At 41.6% G+C, this 24,942-nt stretch carries 24 protein-coding genes; 5 read left to right on the top strand and 19 right to left on the bottom strand.

The annotated features are described in order from the left end of the window. Positions 1-2: 2 nt before the first annotated feature. The 8 genes from G4Y78_RS14465 to G4Y78_RS14500 all read right to left on the bottom strand — a co-directional run bounded on the left by G4Y78_RS14465 (position 3) and on the right by G4Y78_RS14500 (position 6,092). Positions 3-506 carry a hypothetical protein gene (locus tag G4Y78_RS14465; RefSeq protein WP_163833695.1) on the bottom strand — a complete coding sequence of 168 codons (504 nt, stop codon included), beginning with the start codon at positions 504-506 and terminating at the stop codon, positions 3-5. 361 nt (positions 507-867) lie between these two features. Then, entirely contained in the window at positions 868-2,040 is a 1,173-nt protein-coding gene (locus tag G4Y78_RS14470; protein WP_163833696.1) for a zonular occludens toxin domain-containing protein, read from the bottom strand. 3 nt (positions 2,041-2,043) lie between these two features. Next, positions 2,044-2,331 (bottom strand): hypothetical protein, encoded by a 288-nt coding sequence (locus tag G4Y78_RS14475; protein WP_163833697.1) that lies wholly within the window; start codon positions 2,329-2,331, stop codon positions 2,044-2,046. 8 nt (positions 2,332-2,339) lie between these two features. Then, on the bottom strand, positions 2,340-3,395 hold the full coding sequence (locus G4Y78_RS14480; protein ID WP_163833698.1) for a hypothetical protein: 1,056 nt from the start codon (positions 3,393-3,395) through the stop codon (positions 2,340-2,342). Between the two features lie 58 nt (positions 3,396-3,453). Further along, a complete protein-coding gene (locus G4Y78_RS14485; RefSeq protein WP_163833699.1) occupies positions 3,454-3,666 on the bottom strand; it encodes a hypothetical protein in 213 nt (70 codons plus the stop codon). Between the two features lie 4 nt (positions 3,667-3,670). Next, positions 3,671-3,898 carry a hypothetical protein gene (locus G4Y78_RS14490; protein ID WP_163833700.1) on the bottom strand — a complete coding sequence of 76 codons (228 nt, stop codon included), beginning with the start codon at positions 3,896-3,898 and terminating at the stop codon, positions 3,671-3,673. After that, positions 3,898-4,260: a hypothetical protein gene (locus G4Y78_RS14495; protein WP_163833701.1), complete on the bottom strand. Its 363-nt coding sequence runs from the start codon at positions 4,258-4,260 to the stop codon at positions 3,898-3,900. Before G4Y78_RS14495 ends, G4Y78_RS14490 begins: the two co-directional genes overlap by 1 nt. Positions 4,261-4,328: 68 nt before the next feature. Next, positions 4,329-6,092, bottom strand: a complete 1,764-nt coding sequence (locus G4Y78_RS14500) for a replication endonuclease (protein WP_163833702.1) — start codon at positions 6,090-6,092, stop codon at positions 4,329-4,331. Between the two features lie 285 nt (positions 6,093-6,377). Between G4Y78_RS14500 and G4Y78_RS14505 the strand changes: the two genes are divergently transcribed. Then, positions 6,378-6,653: a helix-turn-helix domain-containing protein gene (locus tag G4Y78_RS14505; protein ID WP_163833703.1), complete on the top strand. Its 276-nt coding sequence runs from the start codon at positions 6,378-6,380 to the stop codon at positions 6,651-6,653. After that, a complete protein-coding gene (locus tag G4Y78_RS14510; RefSeq protein WP_163833704.1) occupies positions 6,628-7,173 on the top strand; it encodes an SEL1-like repeat protein in 546 nt (181 codons plus the stop codon). The genes G4Y78_RS14505 and G4Y78_RS14510 overlap by 26 nt, the downstream gene beginning before the upstream one ends. A 71-nt stretch (positions 7,174-7,244) precedes the next feature. On the opposite strand, the gene G4Y78_RS14515 is transcribed toward G4Y78_RS14510, so the two are convergent. The 5 genes from G4Y78_RS14515 to G4Y78_RS14535 all read right to left on the bottom strand — a co-directional run bounded on the left by G4Y78_RS14515 (position 7,245) and on the right by G4Y78_RS14535 (position 14,209). Beyond that, positions 7,245-7,454 (bottom strand): hypothetical protein, encoded by a 210-nt coding sequence (locus tag G4Y78_RS14515; RefSeq protein ID WP_163833705.1) that lies wholly within the window; start codon positions 7,452-7,454, stop codon positions 7,245-7,247. Positions 7,455-7,782: 328 nt separating this feature from the next. After that, positions 7,783-7,962 carry a hypothetical protein gene (locus G4Y78_RS14520; protein ID WP_163833706.1) on the bottom strand — a complete coding sequence of 60 codons (180 nt, stop codon included), beginning with the start codon at positions 7,960-7,962 and terminating at the stop codon, positions 7,783-7,785. Between the two features lie 333 nt (positions 7,963-8,295). Then, the gene (locus G4Y78_RS14525; RefSeq protein WP_163833707.1) at positions 8,296-8,631 is read right to left on the bottom strand and encodes a hypothetical protein; all 336 of its coding nucleotides are present in this window, start codon (positions 8,629-8,631) and stop codon (positions 8,296-8,298) included. Positions 8,632-9,346: 715 nt separating this feature from the next. Beyond that, positions 9,347-9,742, bottom strand: a complete 396-nt coding sequence (locus G4Y78_RS14530) for a hypothetical protein (RefSeq protein ID WP_163833708.1) — start codon at positions 9,740-9,742, stop codon at positions 9,347-9,349. A gap of 138 nt (positions 9,743-9,880) precedes the next feature. After that, complete coding sequence (locus tag G4Y78_RS14535; protein ID WP_163833709.1) at positions 9,881-14,209, bottom strand: PAS domain S-box protein; 4,329 nt, start codon at positions 14,207-14,209, stop codon at positions 9,881-9,883. A 353-nt stretch (positions 14,210-14,562) separates the two neighbouring features. On the opposite strand from G4Y78_RS14535, the gene G4Y78_RS14540 reads away from it, so the two are divergent. Further along, positions 14,563-15,624: a TerC/Alx family metal homeostasis membrane protein gene (locus tag G4Y78_RS14540; RefSeq protein ID WP_163833710.1), complete on the top strand. Its 1,062-nt coding sequence runs from the start codon at positions 14,563-14,565 to the stop codon at positions 15,622-15,624. Between the two features lie 103 nt (positions 15,625-15,727). After that, positions 15,728-17,404, top strand: coding sequence for a putative bifunctional diguanylate cyclase/phosphodiesterase (locus G4Y78_RS14545; protein ID WP_163833711.1), 1,677 nt, complete (start codon positions 15,728-15,730; stop codon positions 17,402-17,404). Between the two features lie 11 nt (positions 17,405-17,415). On the opposite strand, the gene G4Y78_RS14550 is transcribed toward G4Y78_RS14545, so the two are convergent. After that, positions 17,416-18,675, bottom strand: coding sequence for a chitinase (locus tag G4Y78_RS14550; protein ID WP_178124462.1), 1,260 nt, complete (start codon positions 18,673-18,675; stop codon positions 17,416-17,418). A gap of 289 nt (positions 18,676-18,964) precedes the next feature. Continuing rightward, the gene (locus G4Y78_RS14555; RefSeq protein ID WP_163833713.1) at positions 18,965-19,177 is read right to left on the bottom strand and encodes a hypothetical protein; all 213 of its coding nucleotides are present in this window, start codon (positions 19,175-19,177) and stop codon (positions 18,965-18,967) included. A gap of 182 nt (positions 19,178-19,359) precedes the next feature. Here G4Y78_RS14555 and G4Y78_RS14560 point away from each other — a divergent pair, with 182 nt between their 5' ends. Then, the gene (locus G4Y78_RS14560; RefSeq protein WP_163833714.1) at positions 19,360-19,581 is read left to right on the top strand and encodes an acetyltransferase; all 222 of its coding nucleotides are present in this window, start codon (positions 19,360-19,362) and stop codon (positions 19,579-19,581) included. A 77-nt stretch (positions 19,582-19,658) separates the two neighbouring features. Here G4Y78_RS14560 and G4Y78_RS14565 read toward each other — a convergent pair whose 3' ends face one another. The 4 genes from G4Y78_RS14565 to G4Y78_RS14580 all read right to left on the bottom strand — a co-directional run bounded on the left by G4Y78_RS14565 (position 19,659) and on the right by G4Y78_RS14580 (position 24,890). Then, a complete protein-coding gene (locus tag G4Y78_RS14565) occupies positions 19,659-20,819 on the bottom strand; it encodes a CaiB/BaiF CoA transferase family protein (protein WP_163833715.1) in 1,161 nt (386 codons plus the stop codon). A gap of 13 nt (positions 20,820-20,832) precedes the next feature. Then, positions 20,833-22,971 (bottom strand): 3-hydroxyacyl-CoA dehydrogenase NAD-binding domain-containing protein, encoded by a 2,139-nt coding sequence (locus G4Y78_RS14570; protein WP_163833716.1) that lies wholly within the window; start codon positions 22,969-22,971, stop codon positions 20,833-20,835. Between the two features lie 51 nt (positions 22,972-23,022). Then, positions 23,023-24,237 (bottom strand): acetyl-CoA C-acetyltransferase, encoded by a 1,215-nt coding sequence (locus G4Y78_RS14575; RefSeq protein WP_163833717.1) that lies wholly within the window; start codon positions 24,235-24,237, stop codon positions 23,023-23,025. A 338-nt stretch (positions 24,238-24,575) separates the two neighbouring features. After that, entirely contained in the window at positions 24,576-24,890 is a 315-nt protein-coding gene (locus tag G4Y78_RS14580; protein WP_163833718.1) for a hypothetical protein, read from the bottom strand. Positions 24,891-24,942 lie beyond the last annotated feature (52 nt).

A 24,942-nucleotide genomic window follows, 5' to 3' on the forward strand; every position in this document is an offset into this window, starting at 1 on the left:
ATTTAATTTGTCTCTAATTCTAGTGAGATTTCAGCACCATCTACGGTATCGGATAAGTTATCCGTTGCGTCCTTAGTTAATAGACCACCAGAAATAACCTTTTTCTTTTTATCATTACCATTAAACATATCAGGTAACACACCGGTGCTAGAAGACTTTTTCTGGTCATTTTGGTCGGTATCATCATCCAGCATTGATTGATCAACCTTCAACACTAAGGGCTTGTTAACGGTGTTAGTTTTAGTTGACTTATTTTGTGCTGTTGTTGTTTTGACGGTTTGTTTTGCAGATGTATTAGCACGGTTTTCATTAACCATCGAAGCTGACTTAGCTGGTTGTATGGCGGTTGATTTGGACAAGATTATTTTTTTTGAGGAATTGTCAGCTTTAGCAATGTTCATTGCTGTGGTTTTCTCTTGTTTTTCCTCAATGCCGCAACCGGCCAATACGACGTTTAACAATAGCGTAATAGAGCAATAGACCACACCAAGTTTATATTTTGTCAATTTGCTTACCATAAGATTAACAATGATTAACTGATTAGTTGTCAGCTGCTAAATAAAGCGTCAGCATGTCCGTTTAGAGTATTTATAATACAACGAAATCAGTTTATTGAATACAAGGTGCTGAATAAGAGAGCAGTATGAATTAGTTGGCAGTAACAGCTATGTAATCGTTTATCTATATAACTAATTTAACATAATATACATTATGCGAAGTTAACCAACCGAGAGTGGAGGGTGAATCCACCCGTCACCCGATCAACCCGGTTAAGCTTCACCAACAAATCTCTTAACCACCAACCGCTACGGCTCAGTGCTTCGTTAGCTTACTCACTCGCGCCCGAGGCGCATTTCGCAAGCTGCCTCAGCTTTCTTCGCCTTCCGCACCGGTAACGGCTGTCTTCAATGAGAAACGCCCGTAACCCGGTAATTTATCGCCTGTCCAGCGGGTTACCCGGGTATCGTCAACCACGCAATAGAAGTCACTTGGATCCAACTCAAACCGCTCACAGCTCTTGTCGTATCGAATACGACGAGTCACACCCGAAGCTGTCTCGATCATTACCCAGCGGAGCCGCCGACCATCTCGCCAATAGTCATAAAAATCACCTGTAATCCGCCAGTGATACGAATACACGGCCTTTGTCGGTGTTGCTGACTCAACCGTTGTTGAAGGTTGTGACCCGGTAACAGGCACGGTCTTAATCGGTTGTGGCTGGTTGATCGGTGCTGATTGTGTCTTGGCTGGCTTGGTTTCTTCAGCTTCTGCTACTGGCACATTGAAGAAGCTAAACACGCTGTAGACGGCATACAGGATTGAGACAAACATAAACGGCAACCCCAGATACACAACTGGTTGCTTCAGCACGTTGTTGCGGTTACTCGTCGTGTTGTTATCCGTCACACCATGTGTTGTGTGTTGGTTGGTCTTGTATAACTCCGCCGTCGTTGTATCTAACCACTCATCCATGGTCCGCGCTAACGCGGACTCCGGGTGGCGTTCCAACGTAACCGGGCCGTCGTATATCTTACTGATGATCTTTGGCTTATCCGACCGGGTGACTTTCTCCAGGTTGTAATTGCGCTGAACAATCACCGTTTCCTCGACATAGACATGCAGCGGTTTCGCGATCTGGCTTAAGCATTGCGTCACCAGAATGATGTCGTTTTGTTGCCCGTGTTCATCCACCATGTGGCCATGCTCAGCAAAGAAGTCGAGCGTATCCTTATCAATCTGTCGTTCAGTGGTACCCGCCGGGACATAGCGTCTGAACTCATCTAGGATAAACAGCGTGCCTGCGGGCCAACGCTTCAGATTGAAGTAACCCGGCCTATAACTGCGCTTGTCGTCTAATGGCGCATCACGACTGATGCTGTGTACATTCGCTTTCGGATAACGCCGCAGTATCTCCGGCATGTTAAGCGGGATATTCGTCACCACCAGTCGCCCTGACTCTAACGCCGGTATCAGCTCATATTTAACCGCGCTATAACTCTTACCGTTCCTGGGCTTACCGATATACGCTCGAACTGTCATACATCACCCAATAAACGGAATCAGCTTAATCACAAACCGCGCCAGTAACGCCGAAAACAAGACCTTCATGCCATAACTGAACTCGGCTATCGACAGATACCAACCATACTCAGCCGATAAGTGCGCCATCATGGTATTAGCATCATGCATAAAGTCAGGCACCGGAATTAACCCCAGTACCTTGCCAAACAAGCTCATGAAGAAGTCCGCGATACACCACAGTAGATACGCAATGCCATCCATGACCCAATCTAAGAAGTCGCTAATGGCTTGACTGATTTTATCTAACATAACAACGCCTATAGCTTTAAAAACACAATGACAGCTGCCAGAGTCCACATGGCTTTAAATAAAATGCTCAACGCACCCCGTAACCGATTAATAAAGTCACAATGCTGATCTAAGGTGTGCATCCCCAGGGTGCCTAAATCAAAACTGTATTTGGGGCAGGTGCCACCCGTGTTAGGCGGCGAGAGTTGTTTAATCGCTTTAACGATAGGGGCTTCGTAAATATGCCGCATTAAGCTTTGCGCCATCTTATCCGCATTGGCGCGGTCATCCGGTAACTCCGGGCCTGTAAAGGTCAAATCCCCTTCTTCCTCTTCGCCCTCTTCTTCTGAACCTGTTGTACTGCTTCCGCCTTCTGAACCCTCTTCGGTCCCTTCTTCTGTACCCTCATCGTCAGGATCATCCGGCCCAGGGGTTTCTGGTTCCTCTGGTTCTTCTGGCGTGTCAGGATCGTCTGGCCCTTCAGGTTCTTCCGGTTCCTCTGGCTTATCGGGTGGACCTGACGTCGATGTTGCGCTTGGCTTACCTGCGCCTGATTCGCCTGTATATTCCGCTGAAGTCGCAAAACACCATTCCTCACCTGTCGCCTCAACTACACGACACTGCATAGTGCGTACAACCACCTCACAACCGTTCAGCTCAAAATAATCGTGATAACTATTCTCGCGCTTCACCTTTAAATAAGCGGGCTGGCCTTTCTTATCAGCACAAGGACTTTCCTTAACACACTCTAATTTTTTAGGGTCCCAATGCGGCTTATCCGCTGGACAACCTTCAATACGAACACCAACCGCTGTATAAAAAGTAGGGTGATAAACACTATCTTGGCCACACTCCAACCCTTCAAATGCAACACCTCGATACTCAAGCAGCCATTGGTTAGGGGGAACCTTAAAATACACATCATTTTCAGGTTTACGCTCAGAACCTAAAATATAATCACAAACTGCTTCCAAACTACCAAAACGCGGGTATTCAGCTGGGTATTTCACATAGAAAATATGCTCACCACTCGCGAACGATGAACAAAGTAGAGAGATAGCCAAGAACAAAAAACGCCAATACATACAAATCCTGCACAACCTTTTTCCCTTCATTAAAAAAGGGGCCTTAGCCCCCTTGTGCTTAGTTTTTAGAACGCAGCATATCCAACACTAAGTAAATGCCTTTACGGCCTACATAGAACGCAGCCAGTGCAATAGCAACTGTCGTAATTTGAGCGAGCACCCCATCAAAGCTAATGCCACTCGTTAACGTAGGCGTGTCACCTTCAGCGAAAGCCGCGCCAGACAGTAACGCCACGGAAAACACAAAAAACAAACGTAAATAACGTTGCATCGGTTTAACTCCTTGTTTTTAAAAATTGCAAAATTAACGTCAGTCCCTTTGCTGATGCCCAATACGCTAGGCATAAGCCAGCGCCAGAACCAAACGCAGCGCTTAACGCTGCTAGATCAAGTTGGGAGAGGTCCCAAAATAAACGGCTAGCGTCGACCGTTGTCAGCTCGCCATCACAACGCAACTGACCGGCTTCCGCTAACCATTGCCCCGAACACAAAACTGCTTGCATTAAGCCGCTTTTTGTTTGGATACAGTGACGTCAGTGACAAACGTCCGGCGAGGGTTTGCCGGATCAACTGCCAACTGACAAGAGATTTTTGTGCCAAATGGAATGTCACGCAGCTTAGACAACAACGCTTTTTCCATATCGATCTGTTTCACTTCATAACCGGCTTTTTGAATAACACACTTGTCGTTCGAAAAATCCTCAGCCGGGACTGCGTAATCAATCGTTGCCATATCAAATTTACGACCACTCTTTTTACTCTCACCAGAGCCCACAGTGGCACCTACAAATACGATATCCATTGAAAAAGACATAATGACTCCTTTATTTACCTTTTGGCCTTGTAGCGCTTTACAACCGCGCAATGAAAATGATTTAAAAAATGTGTGCAATAATTAAACGATGGCGATAACCTCTTACCCCTTGCGTAGAGTTATTGACACAAGTCCAAGGCAGCGGGCTTCGCCCGCCGCAATAACAATTCATGCTTATTCTGTTGATAAGCCTCATCCAATAATTCAACCATCCCCGTCATGATCTTACGGGACGCCTTACGCACGTTTTCATTCTCTTTTATTTGCCAGGTATGCATCCGACTTAACACCGTAATACCCGCCATTAACACGCCAATTACACGCTCTTTGGCATCATCACCGTATTCCGTACAACCCGGCACGTTAATAATCTCACCCGTTTCCGTATCAATATATTCAGACTTCGAAACCGCATACGCTGGCTTAACCAATTGATCTTTACGCAACGCATTCGGACCACCCATGGCTTTCACAAACGCCGCCCAGTCTCCGGCATCCGCTGCTTGTCGTACTTCCTCAAGCAACCCCTCTTGCTCTGCTAGCCGTCGCATTTCTCGCCATACCGTCACACTCGGTCCCCCGATCTGCTGAAACTGTCGTATTCTGTGAGTCCGCGCCCACGTCTCGATTCTTTCCGCTAAACTCGCCGCATCTTTATCAGCCCATTCACCGTCAGCTGCCGTATTATCAACGCCATAACCATCTATGTTTTTACACACGTATTTGATGATATAGCCCGTCGCTGAATAGTCTTTGCCGGTCTTTGGGTTTACCCCGGTTTTGATAGGCTCAACCTTTACCCGGTGTTGCTCCGCACCCTTTTCGTCTGGCGTATCTTGCATCGCCCATTGCTGAAAAATATCCACCAACTGATTCACCTGGCCAGGTTCTACAAATAATAAAAAATGCCAGTGTGGTGTCGCATCATGATGCGGTTCTGCTACCCTAAAACCATAAGGTTTAATCCCCTCACGGCTTAATTTCGCTTGAATTTTTGCCCACAAATTAACAAGGTATTTTTGCGTGTCCCGTGGTGTCTGACCACCATAATTTTTGTTGGGGATAACTTTTACTACTTTTCCACCCACGGTAATTTTAGTCATGCAATGAAAACGTGAAGGCGCGGTTAACGTTATAAATAAAGCACTATGCGCCATTTCCTGCGCTATGGCTTCAAACCCTTTAATACGGGTAATTAACTCCATACGACGAATCGCTGGATTCGAAACTGTGACATCGGCTAATTCTGCTAAAGTATATTCCTGGTCTTCCTCATTAACCGCTATCTGTGTTTCTAAATAAGTACGATTAATCACTTTCTGTTGACGATGCAGCTTTAACGCAATATCAGAACAATAGGGTTTAGCATGGTTATGCACCTGCCTTAAATCACGCGCAATAGAATCTACCGTTGTTTTTTGTCTTTTGGTTAATTGCCGTTTCCACCATTTATCACAGCAAAAACGATTCACGCAGGGTTCATAGCCACCATTACTGATAACACTCGGCGCTTTCACCTCATATAATTTGGCAAGGCTGCAACAACCGTGATAAGCCCGTTCAAAATCATTACCCGCTGCCGCACGAATTTGCATGCAATTTTCTACACGTCGCATGACAAAGTCATCCAACTCATCACGATCAGCTAATAAATTAAAATCACGAATATGCAATTGCTTATCTAATTCTAATAAACGTAAATTCGCTTCTACGTGAGACTGGTTTTCAGCAATAAATAAATATTCCGCACGCATCGCCGGTGCTAACGCTAAATATTTAGATAAAATTCGATCCCGAAAATGCAGGCAATCCGGTGTACCGAATTTATTAATTTCATCATTTTTATGCACACGACCGTCAAAGCCGACGAATGTTTGAGTCACCACAGAACTCCTTCCTATCTGGCCGCAAAGCGACCTCCAACGAGTGCGGAATTAAAACCAGCTAAATTGGACTTGATCAGGTAATAATAAAAGGCGGTTCAATCGCCAAGTGATTAAAAAATATTCTTATAAAGCACAGGATGTGTTTAGAACGTGGCCATGTTAGTCAAAAAATGCGAAACATGTCAACAACCTTGTCTACTGTTACCATAAAAAGGTACGTTAACTAATTACAAGACTACATGTAAGGTGAAATTCTTCACCCAAGGAATAAAAATAACCTGTATGAAATGGCTAGAAGATTACGTCGATGAATTTAAGGCAAAGCTGAATTTGCCAAGCGATTATGCAGTCGCAAAAGAATTAAACGTCGGCAGACAAGCAATATCTAAGCTTAGAACTGGGTCAGTATCCATAGGTAAAGAAAAATACCTAAGAATTGCACAAGCATTAAAAATTGACCCATTGCAAGTAATTGCTACTGCTGAAGCGCAGAAAACTAAAAACCCTGAACTAAAAGCTCAATGGATTAGACTTGCCAAAGAAAAAGGCAACAATTAAACGCAGCCTTATGAAAAGCATCAACCAATTAGTTTTAATACTGGCAACAACCTGTATAAGCACCACAGCCATTGCTCAAAAAACACTACCAAAAGCATACGCTGTCGATCCAAACGCAATGAAATCCTACTCAACTTGCAGCAGCGACCCTACATTTATTGTCATACATAAAAACTGGGAATTTAAAAACACCATTGAAAAAGCTGCTGGTGAACAACTCAGGAAAGGTAACTACAAAAGAGCTATCAAGTTAATAAAAACTAACTTAAGCATGCCAACCACCAGCATGGCTCAACACAATATTGCTGTTATGTACTTTGAAGGGTTTGGTGTGGTTAAAAACTATCGCAAAGCCTATTTCTGGCGTCTTATAAATGAAGCCATGGCCGATATTCCAATAAAAGAACTTAGAAGAACCAACGGACTCACCAAACATCTAGAGAACTGTATACTAACTAAAAAGGCTATCCTTGAGACTCAAGCTCAAGCCTCTGAGTGGATAAAAAAACACCGAATATAACTTTATCCGCTATTACGAGTTCCAAAAATGGGAGTAAAGTGCAGTATTACCAAACACTGCACTTACAAACACTACTTAAGCTTTTTTTCTATTCTTTTAATAGCTTGTAATATTGAGTCTAAAACTATTGACGGTCTTACCTCATAAACATACCCACAAGATAAACAATAAACCACTTCAAAAGGCTTAGTCCCCATTTGACTTTGTTTGCTACACTCCATCAAATGAAAACCTTCCTCTTTACAACTTGGACAAGACGGTTCTCTAACTGTATCAGCCATTACGCTCCTCCATTCATTCCCACAGACCATCCAACTCAGTCTAGGCAACTCCCGCCGTTTTTCCTATTAACTTGCTTATTTGTTGATGCCTGTCGGGCCAGCCCGACACCCGCCGCTACGCGGGTTTCTGGGTGCAATCCTTTAAACCTGCCAGCAAGCCTTTATCATTGGCCTATATAGTAAGCATGTATTTACTCTTAATTAAAGGCTTGCTGAACTGTGTCAAGTATCAATTTCTATACTTTAGGGTGTCGTTTTATATCTATTTGCAGAATTTTAAGAGCGTTCAAAAGAGAGACTTACCCCGATAGCAAAACTTCCTCTTATATCATTGCCGCGTACAATAAATTTTACAGCCTTGATGCTGACGCTTAAAAACCCAAACAACATCTACTACTTTAATCTTTCCATGACTGCCAGTATCAATAGACTCTCCTATTCGTATAGGAGTCTTTATGCTACCAACCTGTATTTCACTACCATCCAAATAAATAATTGCACTTATCACAATAAAATCCTCCTTAATCAGACCAAACGCTTCCGCCAACTAACTCAGTCTAGGCAATTTTTGTTATGTTTCCTGTTATCTTGCTAAGTGGCTGAAGGCTGATGGGGCTAGCCCCAAACCCCAGCCCTGCGGGCGCTTCAAGGGTTACAAATTTACGCGAATGAATGATGCTACTGTCTCCGACGGCTTCACGCCGTCTACACCAAATAAGCATGGTGGCAATCAACGCAGACTCTTAAAAAGCAAGGTTAATAAGGGAAAGGGTTGTGAGGCATGGGGGTATATACGGCATAAGCGTTATGGCATCACATTTACTCACCACCTGTTACACGGTCACAGACATGCGAAACGTGAACGGCTCACGTCTTCTTTGCGCAAATAGTTATCTGAATAGCACTCAACGATATTACCCCGTGACTGCGGTATTTGGCTAAGCTCCATCAATTGCACATCCACTGTCTGCAATCCTCTGAAGCTATCTACAAGGCTTAATACATCCTCAAAGCTATCAAATACCACGGTTCTCCCCTGCTCATCAGCATAAAGTACCGGCCATCTCACACGAGGAATAATAAAATAAAGAATATAGCGAGGCCGCCAATACAACAGCCGTCGTATGCTAACTGACTGAATCCGTAAGCGTCTCAGATCGCTAATATGGTAGTCCATACACCAGTAGTCCATTACTGCGTAATACGAAAGAAAATAAGCTAAAACGCGGTCAAAACATCGCATAAGACACGTTATGTGTAAATTTTCGGCTGAGATAACCTGTTATTCTCTCAGCCGAAAGTTCAACATAACGTTGTACATTATGCGAAGTTAACCAACCGAGAGTGGAGGGTGAATCCACCCGTCACCCGATCAACCCGGTTAAGCTTCACCAACAAATCTCTTAACCACCAACCGCTACGGCTCAGTGCTTCGTTAGCTTACTCACTCGCGCCCGAGGCGCATTTCGCAAGCTGCCTCAGCTTTCTTCGCCTTCCGCACCGGTAACGGCTGTCTTCAATGAGAAACGCCCGTAACCCGGTAATTTATCGCCTGTCCAGCGGGTTACCCGGGTATCATCAACCACGCAATAGAAGTCACTCGGGTCCAACTCAAACCGCTCACAGCTCTTGTCGTATCGAATACGACTAGTATTAAAAAGGTTTGCACGTATTTACAAACATTGATCCAAATCAATATCCATACACACGAACTGACGTATTCTTGGTATTAGAAACAGCTAATATTAAGGATTAAGAAATGCTACACCCAGATTATGAATTCCTAGATTTAGGTCTTTACTTGATCAACAGCTTGCCATTTTTTTAGTGGTTTATTCATAGTAAAGTGCAGTGTTTGGTAACACTGCACTCGCATACTGTCTTATGTAAAATTAAGGTTGAACATTAAATCTACACACTGAAGAATTTTCAATACAATAGTCATAATTTAAAAATGGAGCCCAAGAATTACTGTCATTCTTTTCAGCCTGAACTGGGCCAACTGGCCATAATACAACCGGATCATCATTCCCTAAACGATACACACAATGTACAAAAATCTTATTCGTACGATCTAAAAAAGCAGAATCGAAACTTTCAATAACCCCCACATTTTCACCAGGATGGCTCTTAACCACTAAACTAGTTCCTGGCAATACTGATTCATAAAACTCACCATCGTACTGAATACTTGCGATATCAGGACATCTTGTTTCAGTCGAAGTGCCAGCGGTTACATAAGATGCAGAAAAGGCAGCTAAAGCTACAATTGTTGAAATAAACTTCATTTTTTTAAACACATAGAATTAATAGGAAAATGAAGTCTAACAAAACCATCTAATTTAGTCTAAACTAATAACCAACAACAGCTGTATATTGAATAATCAAAAGAAAAACCCTTAGTGTCAGGAATGGCATAAAGCTGTTTAGCCATTGAGTTTTTCTAAGTCTTTCGTCTTTTGGTCGGATGGTAGTTGCTGTGTTGCTTGCACCAGACTTTCCACGTGTTGATAGGTATAGTTCACCTGTTGGGTTAACTCTGTCAGTAAGCTTTCGTAATTATCTGTATTACTGGGAGGGCGCAACAGCTTTTCCATTTTTTCACTGGTTAGTTTAACGGCTGTTGCGCCCATAGTGGCAGCCATGCCTTTTAATGTGTGCAAGATATTAGCTACTTCCTCTGCCTGCTGTTCAGTCTCTGGCTTTTGTAAAGGCAATGTAGCCATTAGTTTGGGCATGTCTTTTAACAAATTGAGTAAAGCACGCTGATAAACCTGCTGATGTCCACCAAATCGGGCTAATGCACTTTTCGTATCCAATATATGAGACTTGTCTGGCTTATTGGGTGTTGCAGACGCTGTTTCTCGATCATTCAACGGCTTGTTATCTAAAGGCTGGGTAATTTTGAGTAACGCACTTACCACTTGATCGACTTCAAATGGCTTGGCGATATGGTCATTCATGCCTGATACTAATGCAGCCTCTCGGTCTGATACCATTGCATTGGCAGTCATAGCGATGATGGGGAGTTCTGTTAACTTTAAAGTTTCACGGATTTCTTGGGTAGCGGTGTAACCATCCATTTTGGGCATATGAATATCCATTAACACCGCATCAAATGCTGATGCTTTATCTTTAAGAATTTCTAATGCTACCTCTCCATTTTCGGCCACTTCAATACAGGCGCCTTCTAGTTCTAATAACTCTTGAGCGACTTGTTGGTTAGTTGGATTATCTTCCACTAACAAAATGGTAAGTCCTTGAAGCCGTTGCTCAGCTTGATTGATTGAACTGGTATCCTGATGGGTGGTCCCCTTAGTTTTATCCATAATGAAATCAATCAACATGGATGCAGTAATCGGTTTAATTAAATGTCCATCTGCATACGTGTTAAGATGACTAATATCATTTCGATGGGAAGAAAGAAGAACAATTAAAGGTTGCTGGTCTGGTTCAAATCGTGCTTTCAGTTGCTGTAGAGCATCCGTATCAAACATACGCCAGTCTGTTAATAACAGGTTATAGGAAGGGGCTTTCTGATTCCGAGTATTCAACTGGGTGAGCGCCTCCGTTCCACTTCTGGCACCATCAGCTATCCAACCAAACGAGCGAATCATATTTAATATCACATTTCGTGCATATTCATTGTCATCAACAACTAAAACTTTCTGCTGTCGGGCGAGTTTATTGATTTTATTTGGCAAAGCTGTTTCTTCAGCTAGAGTACAGGGGATGTAGAAACTAAACGTACTCCCCTCTCCTAGCTTACTGGTGACACTTAATTCTCCATTCATTAATTGCACTAAACGTTGGCAAATGGCTAGTCCTAAACCCGTACCACCATACTGTTTGGTTGTAGATGTTTCGGCTTGAGTAAAACTTTCAAAGATAGACATCTGCTGCTCCTGTGAGATGCCAATACCGGTATCACTCACTTCAAAGAATAAAACATTGGCTCCCTCCTCGATGGAAAGCTCTACCTTCAATACGACTTCTCCTTTTTCAGTAAATTTAATAGCATTACTGGTCAAGTTGATCAAAATTTGCTGTAAGCGCAGTTCATCCACTACTACCATTTTTTGTGATAATGAGGGATCTAAATCAAATAAAATATCCAGCGCTTTATTGCCTACATTGGAGGAAGTAATCATGCCAACATTTCGTAGTAAGCGCTCAATATTGCAAGGTTGCAAATTCAGAGTTAGCTTACCGGCCTCCATTTTGGAAAAATCGAGAATATCATTGAGAATACCTAGCAATATGCGTGCAGCGGAGTCGATTTGTTGTACATATTGGCATTGTTTCGCTTCAAGTGTGGTACGCATGAGTAACTGAACTATTCCCAATATGGCATTCATGGGGGTGCGGATTTCATGGCTCATATTGGCCACAAATTCTGACTTGGCTACGTTGGCTTTATCTGCTGCAGACTTCGCTTGTTGGAGTTGTCTTTCATATTTTAATTGTCCAGTAATATCTCGATTAATGCCTAATAATAAGGTAGGTTGTCCTTGATTATCACGCTCAACTATTGCAGTAGCTTTTAGATATCGGATATTGCCATTAGGTCGAATAATACGAAAGGTGGGATCATAGGTATCAGTGCCTGCTAAGGCACCATGGAGTTTAGTTAACACATATTCCTTATCTTTAGGGTGTAAAGTTTTACACCAATAATCATAATAAAGATCTTTGTTTTGATCTTTGGCTGGCGTTTGATGTATTTCATACATTTGCTGATTCCAGGTCAGCTTATTATTATTTATATTCCAAGTCCAAATACCCAACTCAGCCACTTCAGCCGCTTTCAACAACTGCCCTTGCATTGATAACAGCTTACGCTTGTCTTTTACTTGCTGTGAAATATCTGTTGCCATGAATAAATAGCCGGAAACAAGACCTGAGTCGTCTATGAGAGAGCTCACCAACAGATAGACAGGTAAAAGGGAATGATTTTGTCGAACAAAAGTCCATTCATGTTTATTAGGGAGGCTATGTTGTGATTTAATGACTAATACATCAAAGCCAGGCTCTACTTTTTCTTTTAGTGCGGTAGAAAATTCCTGAGCACGAGCCTCGATTTCAGTCGTTAAAAACAATGAGGCAACGTTAAGCTTGCCTGTTACCTCTTCAGTACAATAACCCAGCATATGCTCTGCTGCAGGGTTAAATAAATGGATATCACCTTGGGTATTTGTTGCAATAATTGCTGTACCTGCTTGGTTTAAGATGGCTGTTTGCAACATAGCATAGTGATGTATTTCTGCTGTTCGTTCTGCCACTCGTTTTTCTAAGGAAGCATTTAACTCGCGAATCTGGTTTTCTGTTTCTATTTGTTTAGAAACATCTCGAATGGTTTTTGCAGCACCAACTATTTTTCCTGTATTATCTTTGATTGGAGATGCGGATACAGATACATCCAGTAAACGGCCATCCTTACAACGTCGCTGTGTGTTGAAGTGTGGCACAGTTTTACCTACTGCTACTTGCTCTAAAATATCATCTTCTTCAATAATTCGGTTGTCTGGAATAATAAGATTGATAAGTGGCTTACCAACAGCTTCTTTAGCAGAGTAACCGAACATCAGCTCAGCGCCATGGTTCCAGTCAGTAATGTTGCCTTGAAGGTTTTTGCCTATTATTGCATCCTGGGTGCTCTCCACTATGGCGGCAAGTCGTGCTTGTTCTACGCTAACACGTTGCTGCTGTTTTACATTGAGCCAATATAAATAAAGAATTCCCCCAATAACCAACATACCAGCAATCATTGCAACTATATTAGTCATCAAGCTTTGAATAATTCTATTGTTAACTGTGGCTTCAGGTATCGTAATGGCCAGGTTTAAAAAACGTTGTGGTGTTTCTTCTAACAGTAATTTGCTGTTACTGACTAGCCTATTAACTTGCTGGTGTTGATAACGCTGTAACTGGCTTGCAACTTTATGCGACAAAGGTTGAAATTCGTCTTGCCATCGAAATCGCTTTCCTAAATCAAATCCAAAAGCTTTTTCTGGATTCGGGTGAATTAAAAAATCACCTTCAGTATTAGTGAGGTATAATTGATAATCTTTTGGCAAACCACTTTGTAAACTGGTAAATAAGGCCGTTACATTAAAGTTAATGACCAACATCCCAAAGGGCGTACCATCGGGATTATGAACAGGGGTTGCCAGACGAAGCATTGGTTTATGAGGATTTTCCAGCTCTTGGTGTTCACGATTTAATGTAATATCTGATATATAAAAAGAGCCGGGAGGTTTACTAAGCGTTTGTTTAAAATAATTTCTATGGTTTTTCGTTTGAAGTGCATCTTCTTTAATAATAACTGCTAGATTATTTTTATTATCTACTCGTACCAGCTCTTGACCATTATTGGCAATGCTAATATAACGCACCTGGCTAACATTTGGGTTGCTGGTAATATAACTACTAAAAATAGTATTAAGGCGTTTTTGCCAAAGTGATATAGTACTGTTTTCTTGTTCATCAAAACCATTATTTGCTGTCGCTCTGATAATTCCTTGGATAGGAGGGACAGAGGCTAAGAATGATAAATCGCTTTTCAACTTTTCTAAATGAGTAGTGATTGCAGTAATACTTCTTTGTACTTCTCCTTGTAATAATATGTCAAACTCTGCATAGACACGCTTTTGTTCCAGATAACTGCTGATATAGGCTGCCACTATAAATAAAGAGGTAATAGCGACTAACACAACTGGAACACGATAAACCGTTTTAGCGAAGATATTTAACATTTTTTGCTCGAACAAGTCCGTTTATGTATTATGTCTTTTTATTACAGTTTTTGTGAGTTGTGATTTACCCATACACAAACTATGAGATTTAGTTTAGCTCAGGATAATGTGAATGAGCCTATGCTTAGTTATTTGTTATGCAGCATATTAGGGCCTGTTAACATCAGTTTTTCCCACTGATCCTGTAGTATGGTTATAGTTTTTATGTAATGGTTTATCGCTTGTATAGGTTGCTTGGCTTATTTGCTATTGTTCGGGGAGAACTTACCAGCTAGGCTTAAACTCGCGCTTCTGAATTGTCAGCTGTAATGTACACATAAGAAAGCTCATAACAAGAAAAAGGTATGCTCAATATGGAACACTTTGGCTTTCCCATAGAGACTATAATAATTCTCTTTTCCGTTGTCTTTGTTTCTGTGGCCATGGATTTATTTAGCCACCGTAATAAGGAAGATGTGACTTTCAAGGATGCAGCGGGCTGGTCGGTGTTTTGGATTGTCTTGGCAATAGCATTTTACTATTACTTGAAAGTACGGTTTAGTCCTGAATACGCCAGTTTATTTATGGCGGGTTATGCCTTGGAGAAAGCCCTGAGTATCGACAATATGATGGTATTTGTCGCGATATTCTCCAGCTTTGGAATTAAAGGTATTTTACAACATCGTATTCTCTACTATGGGATTGCAGGTGCATTAATCTTTCGGGCCATTTTTGTTGCTGCAGGGACAACATTATTTGGATTGACCCCCTGGGTAGAGCTAATTTTTGCATTAATAGTCGCTTGGTCAGGTTGGGCGCTTTGGCATGGTAGTGGTGACGATGATGATATTGATGACTATTCCCAGCATTGGAGTGTCAATCTAACTAAAAAGTATATGCCAGTCATTCCGCGACTGGTTGGTAAAGCTTTTTTTGTTCGGCGTGAGGTTGTGGAACAAATGAAGCAGGATGACCCTACCCTTACCTTCAGTGATACAGCAAGACACGGTGCCTGGTTTGCCACACCTATGTTTCTTTGCCTGATCTGTATTGAAATATCTGATATTGTGTTTAGTTTTGACTCTGTCCCGGCGATTATTGCAGTTACCCAAGAGCCCTTGCTGGTTTATGCCGCTGTTATTTTTGCTATTTTAGGCTTGCGTAATCTCTATTTTCTGCTAGCAGTTGCTGCTAAATATCTTTGCCATTTAGAGAGAGCAGTGGCGTTTGTTTTAGTCTTTATTGCAATTAAGTTAGGGGCATCAGCCGTTGAGAAAACCTTTGGACTTGAAACCTTTCATATTCCCCATGATGTCAGCCTTTATGTGGTGCTTGGTCTTATCCTGGCAGGGGTTATTGCCAGTATACTTTTCCCTGAAAAAGAACAGCCTGCTACTACAGAAACCAAAGCCGATGATGAGACCCCTGCTTCTTAATGACAACTTTGTGATTGCTGATTGGCTATTTCTAACCTAGGCTAAAACAAGTGAGCTTTAGCTTTTTGATAGTAGTAGTCACTCAGCATATGCAGTTATATTCATGGCAGCAGCACAATTAGTATTAGATCAGCTTTTGGTTTCTATTGATGACTCATTGCTCATTTGTGATGCTAAAACCTGTATTCATTCTGTAAGTCGTGCTTTTTGCAAGCAATGTGGCACTGATGAACAAGCTATCCTTAATCACCCACTATCACAGTTTATCTCTCAATCTTCAGTAGAAAATGATATTGACCCGCTAATGTATGCTTTTAAAAATAATACTGCCTGGAATGGTCAGTTATTAGTGGGTAGTAGTGGGCATCGCGTCCTTAAATCTGTAATTGCCTCCCCTATTTCTGTTGATAAAAAGCGAGCACTTTGGCTATTAAAAGTTATTCCTGACGGTCAGTACTCTACTGAAACAAAAGTTGAAAGCAAAGCCACCAACATTGATGAACTCACCGGGCTACCGAATCAGGTTTTATTAAAAGACCGGATTCAGCAGAGCATGATTAATGCCAAGCGATCAGGTAAGTCAGTTGCTGTATTACTTTTTTCAATTGACCGTTTCGCTGATATAAAAGCAGGTTTTGGTCAACGCTTCAGTGATGAATTAATATGCCAACTAGTTGAGCGTTTACATAACTGTATTCGCAAAAGTGATACCATTGCCCGGTTAACAGAAGATACATTTGCTTTTGTTTTACAAGTTACGGCATCAGACGACAGTTCAATTGTTTCACGAAAACTACTCCACTCTGTTGAGACTGCTTTTGCTATTAACCAACAACCGGTGCATGTTAGGGCTTCTATTGGTATTAGCTTGTTTCCTGGTGATAGCGAAACTCCGGAAGGCTTGGTTGAATCAGCCTTCAGTGCACTTAACCATGCTAAGCAGGAAGGAGGTAATTGTTACGATTACTTTTCCAATGAAATGAATTGTCGAGCCAAAGCACGGATTGAAATGGAAGGCCGGTTGCGCCATGCGATTGCCAAAAATGAGTTTCAATTGTTTTATCAGCCTAAAGTCAGAGCCAATGATGGCCGTATTGTGGGGATGGAAGGTTTGATTCGCTGGTTTGAAAACGGGAAAAACATGGTTTCACCGGGTGAATTTATTCCTGTTGCTGAAGAAACCGGGCTTATCGAACCCATTGGGATGTGGGTGCTCGAAGAAGCCTGTCGACAAAACAAACAATGGCAACAGCAAGGTCTAGGTCCGGTTAAGTTTTCAATCAATGTATCAGGGCGGCAATTAAACAACCCTGACTTTGTACAACATGTGCAGGATGTTGTGCTTAACACTCACATAGCCCCTGAGTTTTTAGAGCTGGAAATTACTGAAAGCATGTTGGCTCATAATGTTGAGAAGACCATTAACAAGCTGGAAAAAATTCGAGAGCTGGGTTGTTACCTATCCATTGATGATTTTGGTACAGGTTATTCCAGCTTGAGCTACCTGACCCGTTACCCAATTACCGCGTTAAAAATAGATCGAGCCTTTATCCACGATTTAGAAGTCAATGAAAATACAGCAGAAGTCGCCAAGGCTATCATTGGCTTATCACAAGGGCTTAACTTGGAAGTGATTGCTGAAGGCGCAGAAAATATTCATCATGTCGATTTTCTCCGTAGCCATCATTGTGATGCTATCCAAGGCTATTACTATAGCAGACCCCTCCCCGCCCATGAGTTTGAGTCTCTACTTAAAACCGGCTACATCAAGGTTGCTTGATACTAATCTGGTTAATTGTCAGGATCAATAATCACATCCTTAAAATGATGGACAACACAGTCGATATAATCCCCCTGTTTTAGTGCAGTAAAAGGCGTTTGGTAATTAACTAATTTACAGGCATAACTTTTGCCAGTGGGTGTGCTAGGGTCCCAACGCCAGTCTTGCTCCCAATAAATGGCTAGTGCACCACTACCTTGGTTATCAAATCGTTGCATATTGGCACAACCCAGCACTTCACTACTGGTAATGGGTACGTTTAAATATTGGGTAAAGCTTTGATAATAACGAATTCTATTTAATGACTGTTTGTGTTCTTGTGTTGCACCACACTCTACACCACCGTTGATGATCTGGGTGGTTACTCCAAAGCCTGGAAATAACCCATTGTTATGATCATGTTGATTGGGCTGCCAAGTGCCTTCAACTACATGCAACATACTAGGCTTTGGCGGTTGTGGATAAACAAAGAAAAATACGGCACTGGCTAGGTTCAGCCAAGTATCAGCAACCTTTTCAGGGTGATCCAGTAAAGTCCTGATGGTACCAAACATGGCATCGGAAAAAGGCCCATAATTATAATTATAACTCAATTGTTTTGCGCCTCGACCAAAATAGCTTTTAAATTCACCATCTTTAAATGTACCACAAGGCCAAGTGCGTCCTTGCCAGGTATCTGGGTTGCATTCGCTGTTATACCCCCCTCGCATGGTTTCGTTCCAGCCCATTTCTCTTACCCAAAATAATCCTTGACGCCATTCAGGTACTTCTTCATAAGGATTGTGTCCTCCTGTTTCCTGGGTAAAATGAGCGAACATGGTGGCTAATGATTTACGACAAATAGCATCTGCATCACGATTGTCTGAATAACCCCCGCAAAAAGCTGGAAATTTACCAATGGCTTTTAAAAAGTTATTATAGGTATAAGTAACGTTGCGTTTGGAGAATAAAAAGTCCCAATCTTTACTGGAGATAATAGACTCTACTCTTTTTACATTATCTGGGTTGGTTTTACTATTAGGCACAATTTTTTCAATAATTTGGTTATCCAAAGTAGTAATTGAATACTTAACTTGCCGCATAAGTTTAGAATTAGTCAGCTCTGCTTCTTTCTGCTTAAGTTGGCTGATTGGAATGGTGTATGATTGGTTGTATGGCTCTATAAATGTAGCTGTAACAGAGTGTGGGATAATTTCTGCCTGTGCACTTGTTTGTAGTGAAGTTATGCCTAAAATACTTAAATATAAGTGTTTGTATAATAGAGGCTTCATAATCATCTCCCTATGACGCTTGGGCCCGCTGTATTATTTTGATTGTCATCATGTGCTGAATAATTAAAGCCTTAAAAACCTACATCAAATGGCTTTTGGTGTTATGGTTGTACTGAATAAATGTTTTTAAAAACTAAAACCAGTTTAGCAGTGAAAATTATCGTGAGGAAAATTAAAAAATATATTTTATGATTATCTAAATGAAGGATATAAGTGCGCCCAGTTGTCAGTTCCTTTTTCAACAGCAAGGCGCAGTGGTTTGTCTATAGTGGTTGATGAAATATTCAAGCTAACATGGTTCGCAAATAACGTACCCAGTTTCTGGGTCGACATTTTTAACGAGCCACTTTTCATTAAGGGCAGCATTGATAGAGGCAACATTACCTCCATCACTGGTTTGTCTGGCAGGAATAACATCACCAATGGCGGGTAACTGAGTAAAACTGTAGGGAATGCAGACATCTTTTTGGTCAAGCATTAAATAAACCGTTGCTTTTACCATATAAGTAATCCTCATTAACTGCTGTAACACAGGCTGATTATAATGCTTTTTAGGTGAGCATTTCTCTTACATTTTTTTTACCAATTGTCTAAAAATAGATTATTTGTCAAATTTGCTCGCGAATGAAATGGATACGACTATGCTAAACAGAAAGCGGATATTGCTACCTGAGGTTTTCTACCATGTTTTTAAAAGAAAAAGATAGTGGACATCTGGTTGAAATCTTAAGCTTGACTGAACTTTTTGATTTATACCAGCAGGAAGTGGTTGGACGTTATCATTATGGTGAGGAGGTGCAGGATCCTGAAAAATTTAGTAAACAGAATTTAATATTTCAGTCCGGTGAAACACTCCCCCGTTGTTGGACTGATCCTCATTACAGAGCAGCAGAATTAAAACGATAACATACTCTTCGGGTATAAATAGCCATTCGCCGTAGGTATTCGCTATGGTAAGATTTCAGATAGTTATTTTTGATTAATTACTTTTGAGAGGTCGAAAAGAGTTTGTTGGTTAACCATTGATTATCTTCTCCTAGTGAACGACCAACGGATTGATAACGAGCATGAGCATTAGAAAATTTGATTGGACAGGCCATTTGTTTTTGCTTTCCTTGCTGTGAAGCAACTTCAACAATCATTTGTCGGTTTTTAAAATGCGGGTGTTCACAACTTTCAGCAAAAGTTAAGACAGGCTCAATACAAACGTCAGCTGTTGCAAACAGCTGTTGCCAATAAGCCAACTCCTCAGTTAAAAATAATTCAGTCAAAATGGTCTTAATCTGTTGTTGTGCAGTGGGCTGAGGATTACTTGCCAGGCTAATTAACTCGGGTTTGTCAATGAGCTGGCAAAAAGTTTGAAGAAATTTAGGCTCTAAACAACCTACTGACAAAAACCGGCCATCACGAGTCTGATAAAAATCGTAAAAACTGCCGCCATTAAGTATTTGCTGCTCTGGTTTTGGCTCAACTCCAGCGCCTAAAAAGCCAGAACCAGCCAGTGCATTTAAGGCAAAAGCACAATCAGCCATACTGATATCAATGTGTTGGCCTGCTCCTGTCGTTTGTCTTGCCACTACGGCGGTTAAAATGCCAATGACACTGTGTAATGAACCACCTGCTACATCGGCAATTTGAACACTTGGTGGTACGGGGGGTTGTTCTTTCCGGCGTGAGTTGTCTGCAATACCGGCCAATGCTAAATAATTAATATCATGACCGGCTCGCTGTTGATATGGACTAGACTGACCATAGCCAGTAATGGAACAATAAACTAGCTGTGGGTTGATGGTTTTTAACTGATCATAGCCCAGGCCTAAACGATCCATGACACCAGGTCGAAATTGTTCAATTAAAATATCATATTCTACGATTAGTTGTTTAACTTTGTTGACAGCTTCAGACTGTTTTAAATCCAGACTAATGGATTTTTTATTGCGGTTTATATAGCAATGTAATGCTGACTCTTTACCTGCAAACGGAGGCGTTATTCTGGCTAAATCCGGACGATTAGGTGATTCAATATGCAATACTTCAGCACCTAAATCAGCTAGTAACATGGAACCATAAGGCCCAGGAAGCAAAGTGGAAAAATCCAGTATTTTCAGCGATTGTAAAGGTGGTGAAGGATCACAACCAGACATATACGTCACCCTTTTAAATAAAAGCTGCCTTCGCTTTATTTTTATTCAGTAATAATGCGGGTGGTTGAAAACGATCGCCATATTTACCGGCTAACTGTTTAGCTTTGTCAATAAAATAGGCAAGTCCATAATGGTTAATATATTGTAACACCCCACCTGTCCAGACTGGAAATCCGATACCAAACAACGAACCAATATTGGCATCCGCCACACTTTCCAGGACACCTTCCTCCAGGCAGCTAACAGACTCGATTGCTTGGCTAAACAACAGTCGTGTGGCAATATCTTGCTTTGGAACAGCGTTTGTTGATGGAAATAATCGGGTTAGGTTTGGCCACAGTTGTTTTTTTCCCTGGGCGGGATAGTCATAAAAGCCACCTCCTGTAGCTCGGCCTTTCCGGTCGTATTCAACTAACAATTTATCTAACACTTCATAGCCAGGTGCGGGGATAAAAGGTTGTCCCGATTGTTTACAGTCTGCTTTTTCTTGATCTCGAATATGGGCTAATAAACTTAAACTGACTTCATCAATTACAGCTAATGGTCCCACTGGCATGCCTGCTTTAACTGCTTCCCGTTCAAGCAGTGCAGGTGCAACGCCTTCTTGTAATAAAGCAAGCCCTTCCAGACAATAACGACCAAATACTCGGGAAGTAAAAAATCCTCGGTTATCATTAACGACAATGGGTGTTTTACGAATCTGGCGAACAAAATCAAATGCTTTGGCCAAGGTCGCTTCGCTGGTTTGCTGGGCTCGAATAATTTCAACTAAAGACATTTTGTCTACTGGCGAAAAAAAATGTAAACCAATAAACTGCTGTTGGTGCTCAACTGCCTGAGCAAGACTGGTAATAGGTAATGTAGACGTGTTGGAAGCAATAATAGCGCCTTTGGTTGCATATTCGGCAGCAGCCTGAGTAGCTTTTGCTTTTAATGATCGATCTTCAAACACCGCTTCAATAATTAAATCACAGTCATGAAAATCACTATCAACAGTTGTACATTGAATGATTTCAAGAATACTTTCTGCGTCTTGTGTTGTTAATCTTCCTTGTTGAACCTGTTTTTGTAATAGTCGACGACTGTAGTCTTTGCCTTGTTTCGCTTTATCAATGGAAATATCTTTTAGTACGACAGGAATACCAGCTTTAGCAGTGACATAGGCAATCCCTGCTCCCATCATACCTGAACCGATGATACCGACTTTTTCAGTCTTAGTTGTTGTAATTGTCTGAGGACGAGACTTACCACTATTGACTTGATTTAACTGATGCCATAATGCTGTGATCATGTTTTTGGCGACAGGGCCTGTCGCCAAATGAACAAAATAACGACTTTCAATAGCATAAGCGGTATCAAAATCGACTTGAGCTCCCTCAACTGCAGCACAAAGAATTTTTTCGGGTGCAGGTAAACAGCCTTTGGTTTTTTTAATTAACATGGCAGGGGCAATCATTAACTTTTGGGCCAGTTGGGGGGATGTTGGAGTGCCTCCTGGTATTTTATAGCCAGGCTTATCCCATGGCTGTGTTGTTTCAGGATTAGCCTTTATCCAGGTTTTAGCCTGTTCAACTAAAGTGGACTTTGACTCAGCCAGCTCATGAATTAAACCAATATGTTTTGCATGTTGTGGATTAAATTTTTTTCCTTGTTGAATATAGGGTAATGCTGCTTCAATACCTAGCAATCTAACCATTCTGGTTATACCACCAGCGGCGGGTAACAAGCCTAATGTTACTTCGGGTAAACCTAATTGAATAGTCGGCTGATTAAGACAAATTCGATAATGAGTACTTAATGCAAGTTCGAAGCCGCCCCCCAATGCTGATCCATTTATGGCAGCCACTACGGGTTTACCCAATGTCTCCAACTGTCGTAAAGGCACTTTAATCTCATTGACTATTTGATAAAAAGTACTGGTATCAACTTGCTCACTCAGCTCATTTAAATCACCACCTGCACAAAAGGTGTCTTTGGCAGAGGTAATAATAATTCCCCTGATATTGTCTAAGTCATTTTCTAGGCGGTTTATAGTATTGATCATTGCCTCCCGATAGGCGGCATTCATCGTATTGGTTGCTTGCCCTGGACTATTGAGGGTTAAAATAACAATATTGTCAGCATCCTGCTGGTAGTGAATAATAGCATCCATGTAACGGCCTCTATACTCTTCTATATTAAACTTATCCAGTCAGTGAGCTGTTCAATTGCTTAGTCGTTCAATAACAGTGGCTACTCCCATCCCACCACCAACACATAAAGTGACAACACCATACTTCAACTGTCTTCGCTCTAACTCATCAAGCAAAGTGCCTAATAGCATCGCCCCTGTTGCACCTAATGGATGACCCATGGCAATCGCGCCACCGTTAACATTAATTTTTTCCATTGGCACCGACAGATCCTGAGCAAATTTTAAAACCACTGCGGCAAAGGCTTCATTGACTTCAAATAAGTCGATATCAGCAATAGACAGTCCAGCTTTGGTTAGGGCTTTTTCTGTGGCAGGTGTAGGCCCGGTTAACATTAAGGTAGGATCAGTGCTAGTGACAGCAGTTGAAATAATACGCCCCCTTGGTGTTAAACCCAGTTGGTTAGCCATGGTTTCGCTACCAATCAACACAACGGCGGCACCATCAACAATGCCAGAAGAGTTACCTGCAGTGTGCAAATGGCTTATTTTTTCAAGGTGTGAATACACATTTAACCCAACTTCATCAAACCCAAGTTCACCTATTTGAGCAAACACGGGCTTAAGACCAGCTAATACATCAGTTGTTGTATCCGATTTAATATGCTCATCTTTTTCCAGCAATGGCATACCATTTTGGTCAATAACGGGAATAACAGATTGATTAAAATAACCTTGTTTCCAAGCATGAGTCGCTTTTTGTTGTGAATTTACCGCAAATTCATCAAGTTGGGTACGACTAAAACCTTCCAATGAGGCAATCAAATCAGCGCTAATGCCTTGGGGGACAAATGCTGTATGTAAATTAGTCTCCGGGTCCAATGGCCAAGCGCCGCCATCAGAGCCCATGGGCACCCGAGACATAGACTCGATACCACCACACACAACTAATTGTTCCCAACCTGAAGCAACTTTCATGGCTGCCATATTAACGGCTTCTAACCCGGAAGCACAAAAACGGTTAATCTGTACCCCAGCTACCGATACATCCCAGTTTGCTATGCTGGTAGCAGTTTTGGCTATGTTTGCCCCTTGATCACTAATCGGGGTAACACAGCCTAATACAACATCATCAACGAGTGAGGTATCTAAATTATGCCGCTGCTGTAGTGTAGATAAGAGATTACTGACTAAGCGAACGGGTTTAACCGAATATAAAGCACCACTGGGTTTACCTTTGCCTCGAGGTGTACGAATGGCATCAAAAATATAAGCCTGCTGTGTCATAAGATCCTTCTAGTGGTCCATGCGTATAGTTGGATAACAGTCTTCAAAGCCATTTATTTTCTTTGCAGGCATAGTGGGCCTACGTCAAAAAAAGTAACACAGCCAAAGGGTAAATGGAGAAGACGCTGTTACCTTCTTTTGCTCATGGACCACTGTATGCACGGATACATTCATGCTTAAGGGTAAAAGGACATTGTGGGCAATTGAAAGTGTAAACTCTGACTAATCAGGCAATATAATAGCGAGGATAATGGTATAAGCGTAAAATAAGAAATAACTTTACACTTATACCAATAGTGTGAATAGGCCCTAAATAAGAACTAACCTATGGCTATTTTTTATTCAGGTGTGCTCATTTCTACTTGGGTAGACACTTTCAATAATAGCTCTAAAAAGTTAACGGGCGAGGTTCTTGAACAAAGCGCCTGCCCAGCCACTTCTGGGTCCATTGAGCCGGGAAAATGCATGTCTATAGCATTTTTTACTGCGGTTTTACACTCTTTTTCAACAATTGTGGGTGCAAAAACATAAGCAGACTTAACACTAGCTGCAGCATCTAATAAGGCCCCCGATGCTTTGATGGGATTTTCAGTAACAGCATAAGCATTGGCCCCTAAAGTTAAAACAATAGCCGTCAGTAACGCTTTTCTCATAATTAACTTTCCTAAAAATGATTAATATTCATTCCATGAATGGTTAAACCCA

Origin of the sequence: Spartinivicinus ruber (assembly GCF_011009015.1) — a bacterium.
In the GTDB taxonomy this organism is placed as follows: Bacteria; Pseudomonadota; Gammaproteobacteria; order Pseudomonadales; family Zooshikellaceae; genus Spartinivicinus; species Spartinivicinus ruber.

Excerpts from the sequence above, each read along its gene's own strand:
- G4Y78_RS14475 (WP_163833697.1), bottom strand. The coding sequence starts at position 2,331 with ATGTTAGATAAAATCAGTCAAGCCATTAGCGACTTCTTAGATTGGGTC.
- G4Y78_RS14565 (WP_163833715.1), bottom strand. The coding sequence starts at position 20,819 with ATGTCTGGTTGTGATCCTTCACCACCTTTACAATCGCTGAAAATACTG.
- G4Y78_RS14545 (WP_163833711.1), top strand. The coding sequence starts at position 15,728 with ATGGCAGCAGCACAATTAGTATTAGATCAGCTTTTGGTTTCTATTGAT.
- G4Y78_RS14505 (WP_163833703.1), top strand. The coding sequence starts at position 6,378 with ATGAAATGGCTAGAAGATTACGTCGATGAATTTAAGGCAAAGCTGAAT.
- G4Y78_RS14540 (WP_163833710.1), top strand. The coding sequence starts at position 14,563 with ATGGAACACTTTGGCTTTCCCATAGAGACTATAATAATTCTCTTTTCC.
- G4Y78_RS14580 (WP_163833718.1), bottom strand. The coding sequence starts at position 24,890 with ATGAGAAAAGCGTTACTGACGGCTATTGTTTTAACTTTAGGGGCCAAT.
- G4Y78_RS14570 (WP_163833716.1), bottom strand. The coding sequence starts at position 22,971 with ATGGATGCTATTATTCACTACCAGCAGGATGCTGACAATATTGTTATT.
- G4Y78_RS14525 (WP_163833707.1), bottom strand. The coding sequence starts at position 8,631 with ATGGACTACCATATTAGCGATCTGAGACGCTTACGGATTCAGTCAGTT.
- G4Y78_RS14555 (WP_163833713.1), bottom strand. The coding sequence starts at position 19,177 with ATGGTAAAAGCAACGGTTTATTTAATGCTTGACCAAAAAGATGTCTGC.
- G4Y78_RS14490 (WP_163833700.1), bottom strand. The coding sequence starts at position 3,898 with ATGCAAGCAGTTTTGTGTTCGGGGCAATGGTTAGCGGAAGCCGGTCAG.
- G4Y78_RS14550 (WP_178124462.1), bottom strand. The coding sequence starts at position 18,675 with ATGAAGCCTCTATTATACAAACACTTATATTTAAGTATTTTAGGCATA.
- G4Y78_RS14485 (WP_163833699.1), bottom strand. The coding sequence starts at position 3,666 with ATGCAACGTTATTTACGTTTGTTTTTTGTGTTTTCCGTGGCGTTACTG.
- G4Y78_RS14515 (WP_163833705.1), bottom strand. The coding sequence starts at position 7,454 with ATGGCTGATACAGTTAGAGAACCGTCTTGTCCAAGTTGTAAAGAGGAA.
- G4Y78_RS14535 (WP_163833709.1), bottom strand. The coding sequence starts at position 14,209 with ATGTTAAATATCTTCGCTAAAACGGTTTATCGTGTTCCAGTTGTGTTA.
- G4Y78_RS14480 (WP_163833698.1), bottom strand. The coding sequence starts at position 3,395 with ATGTATTGGCGTTTTTTGTTCTTGGCTATCTCTCTACTTTGTTCATCG.
- G4Y78_RS14530 (WP_163833708.1), bottom strand. The coding sequence starts at position 9,742 with ATGAAGTTTATTTCAACAATTGTAGCTTTAGCTGCCTTTTCTGCATCT.
- G4Y78_RS14560 (WP_163833714.1), top strand. The coding sequence starts at position 19,360 with ATGTTTTTAAAAGAAAAAGATAGTGGACATCTGGTTGAAATCTTAAGC.
- G4Y78_RS14575 (WP_163833717.1), bottom strand. The coding sequence starts at position 24,237 with ATGACACAGCAGGCTTATATTTTTGATGCCATTCGTACACCTCGAGGC.
- G4Y78_RS14470 (WP_163833696.1), bottom strand. The coding sequence starts at position 2,040 with ATGACAGTTCGAGCGTATATCGGTAAGCCCAGGAACGGTAAGAGTTAT.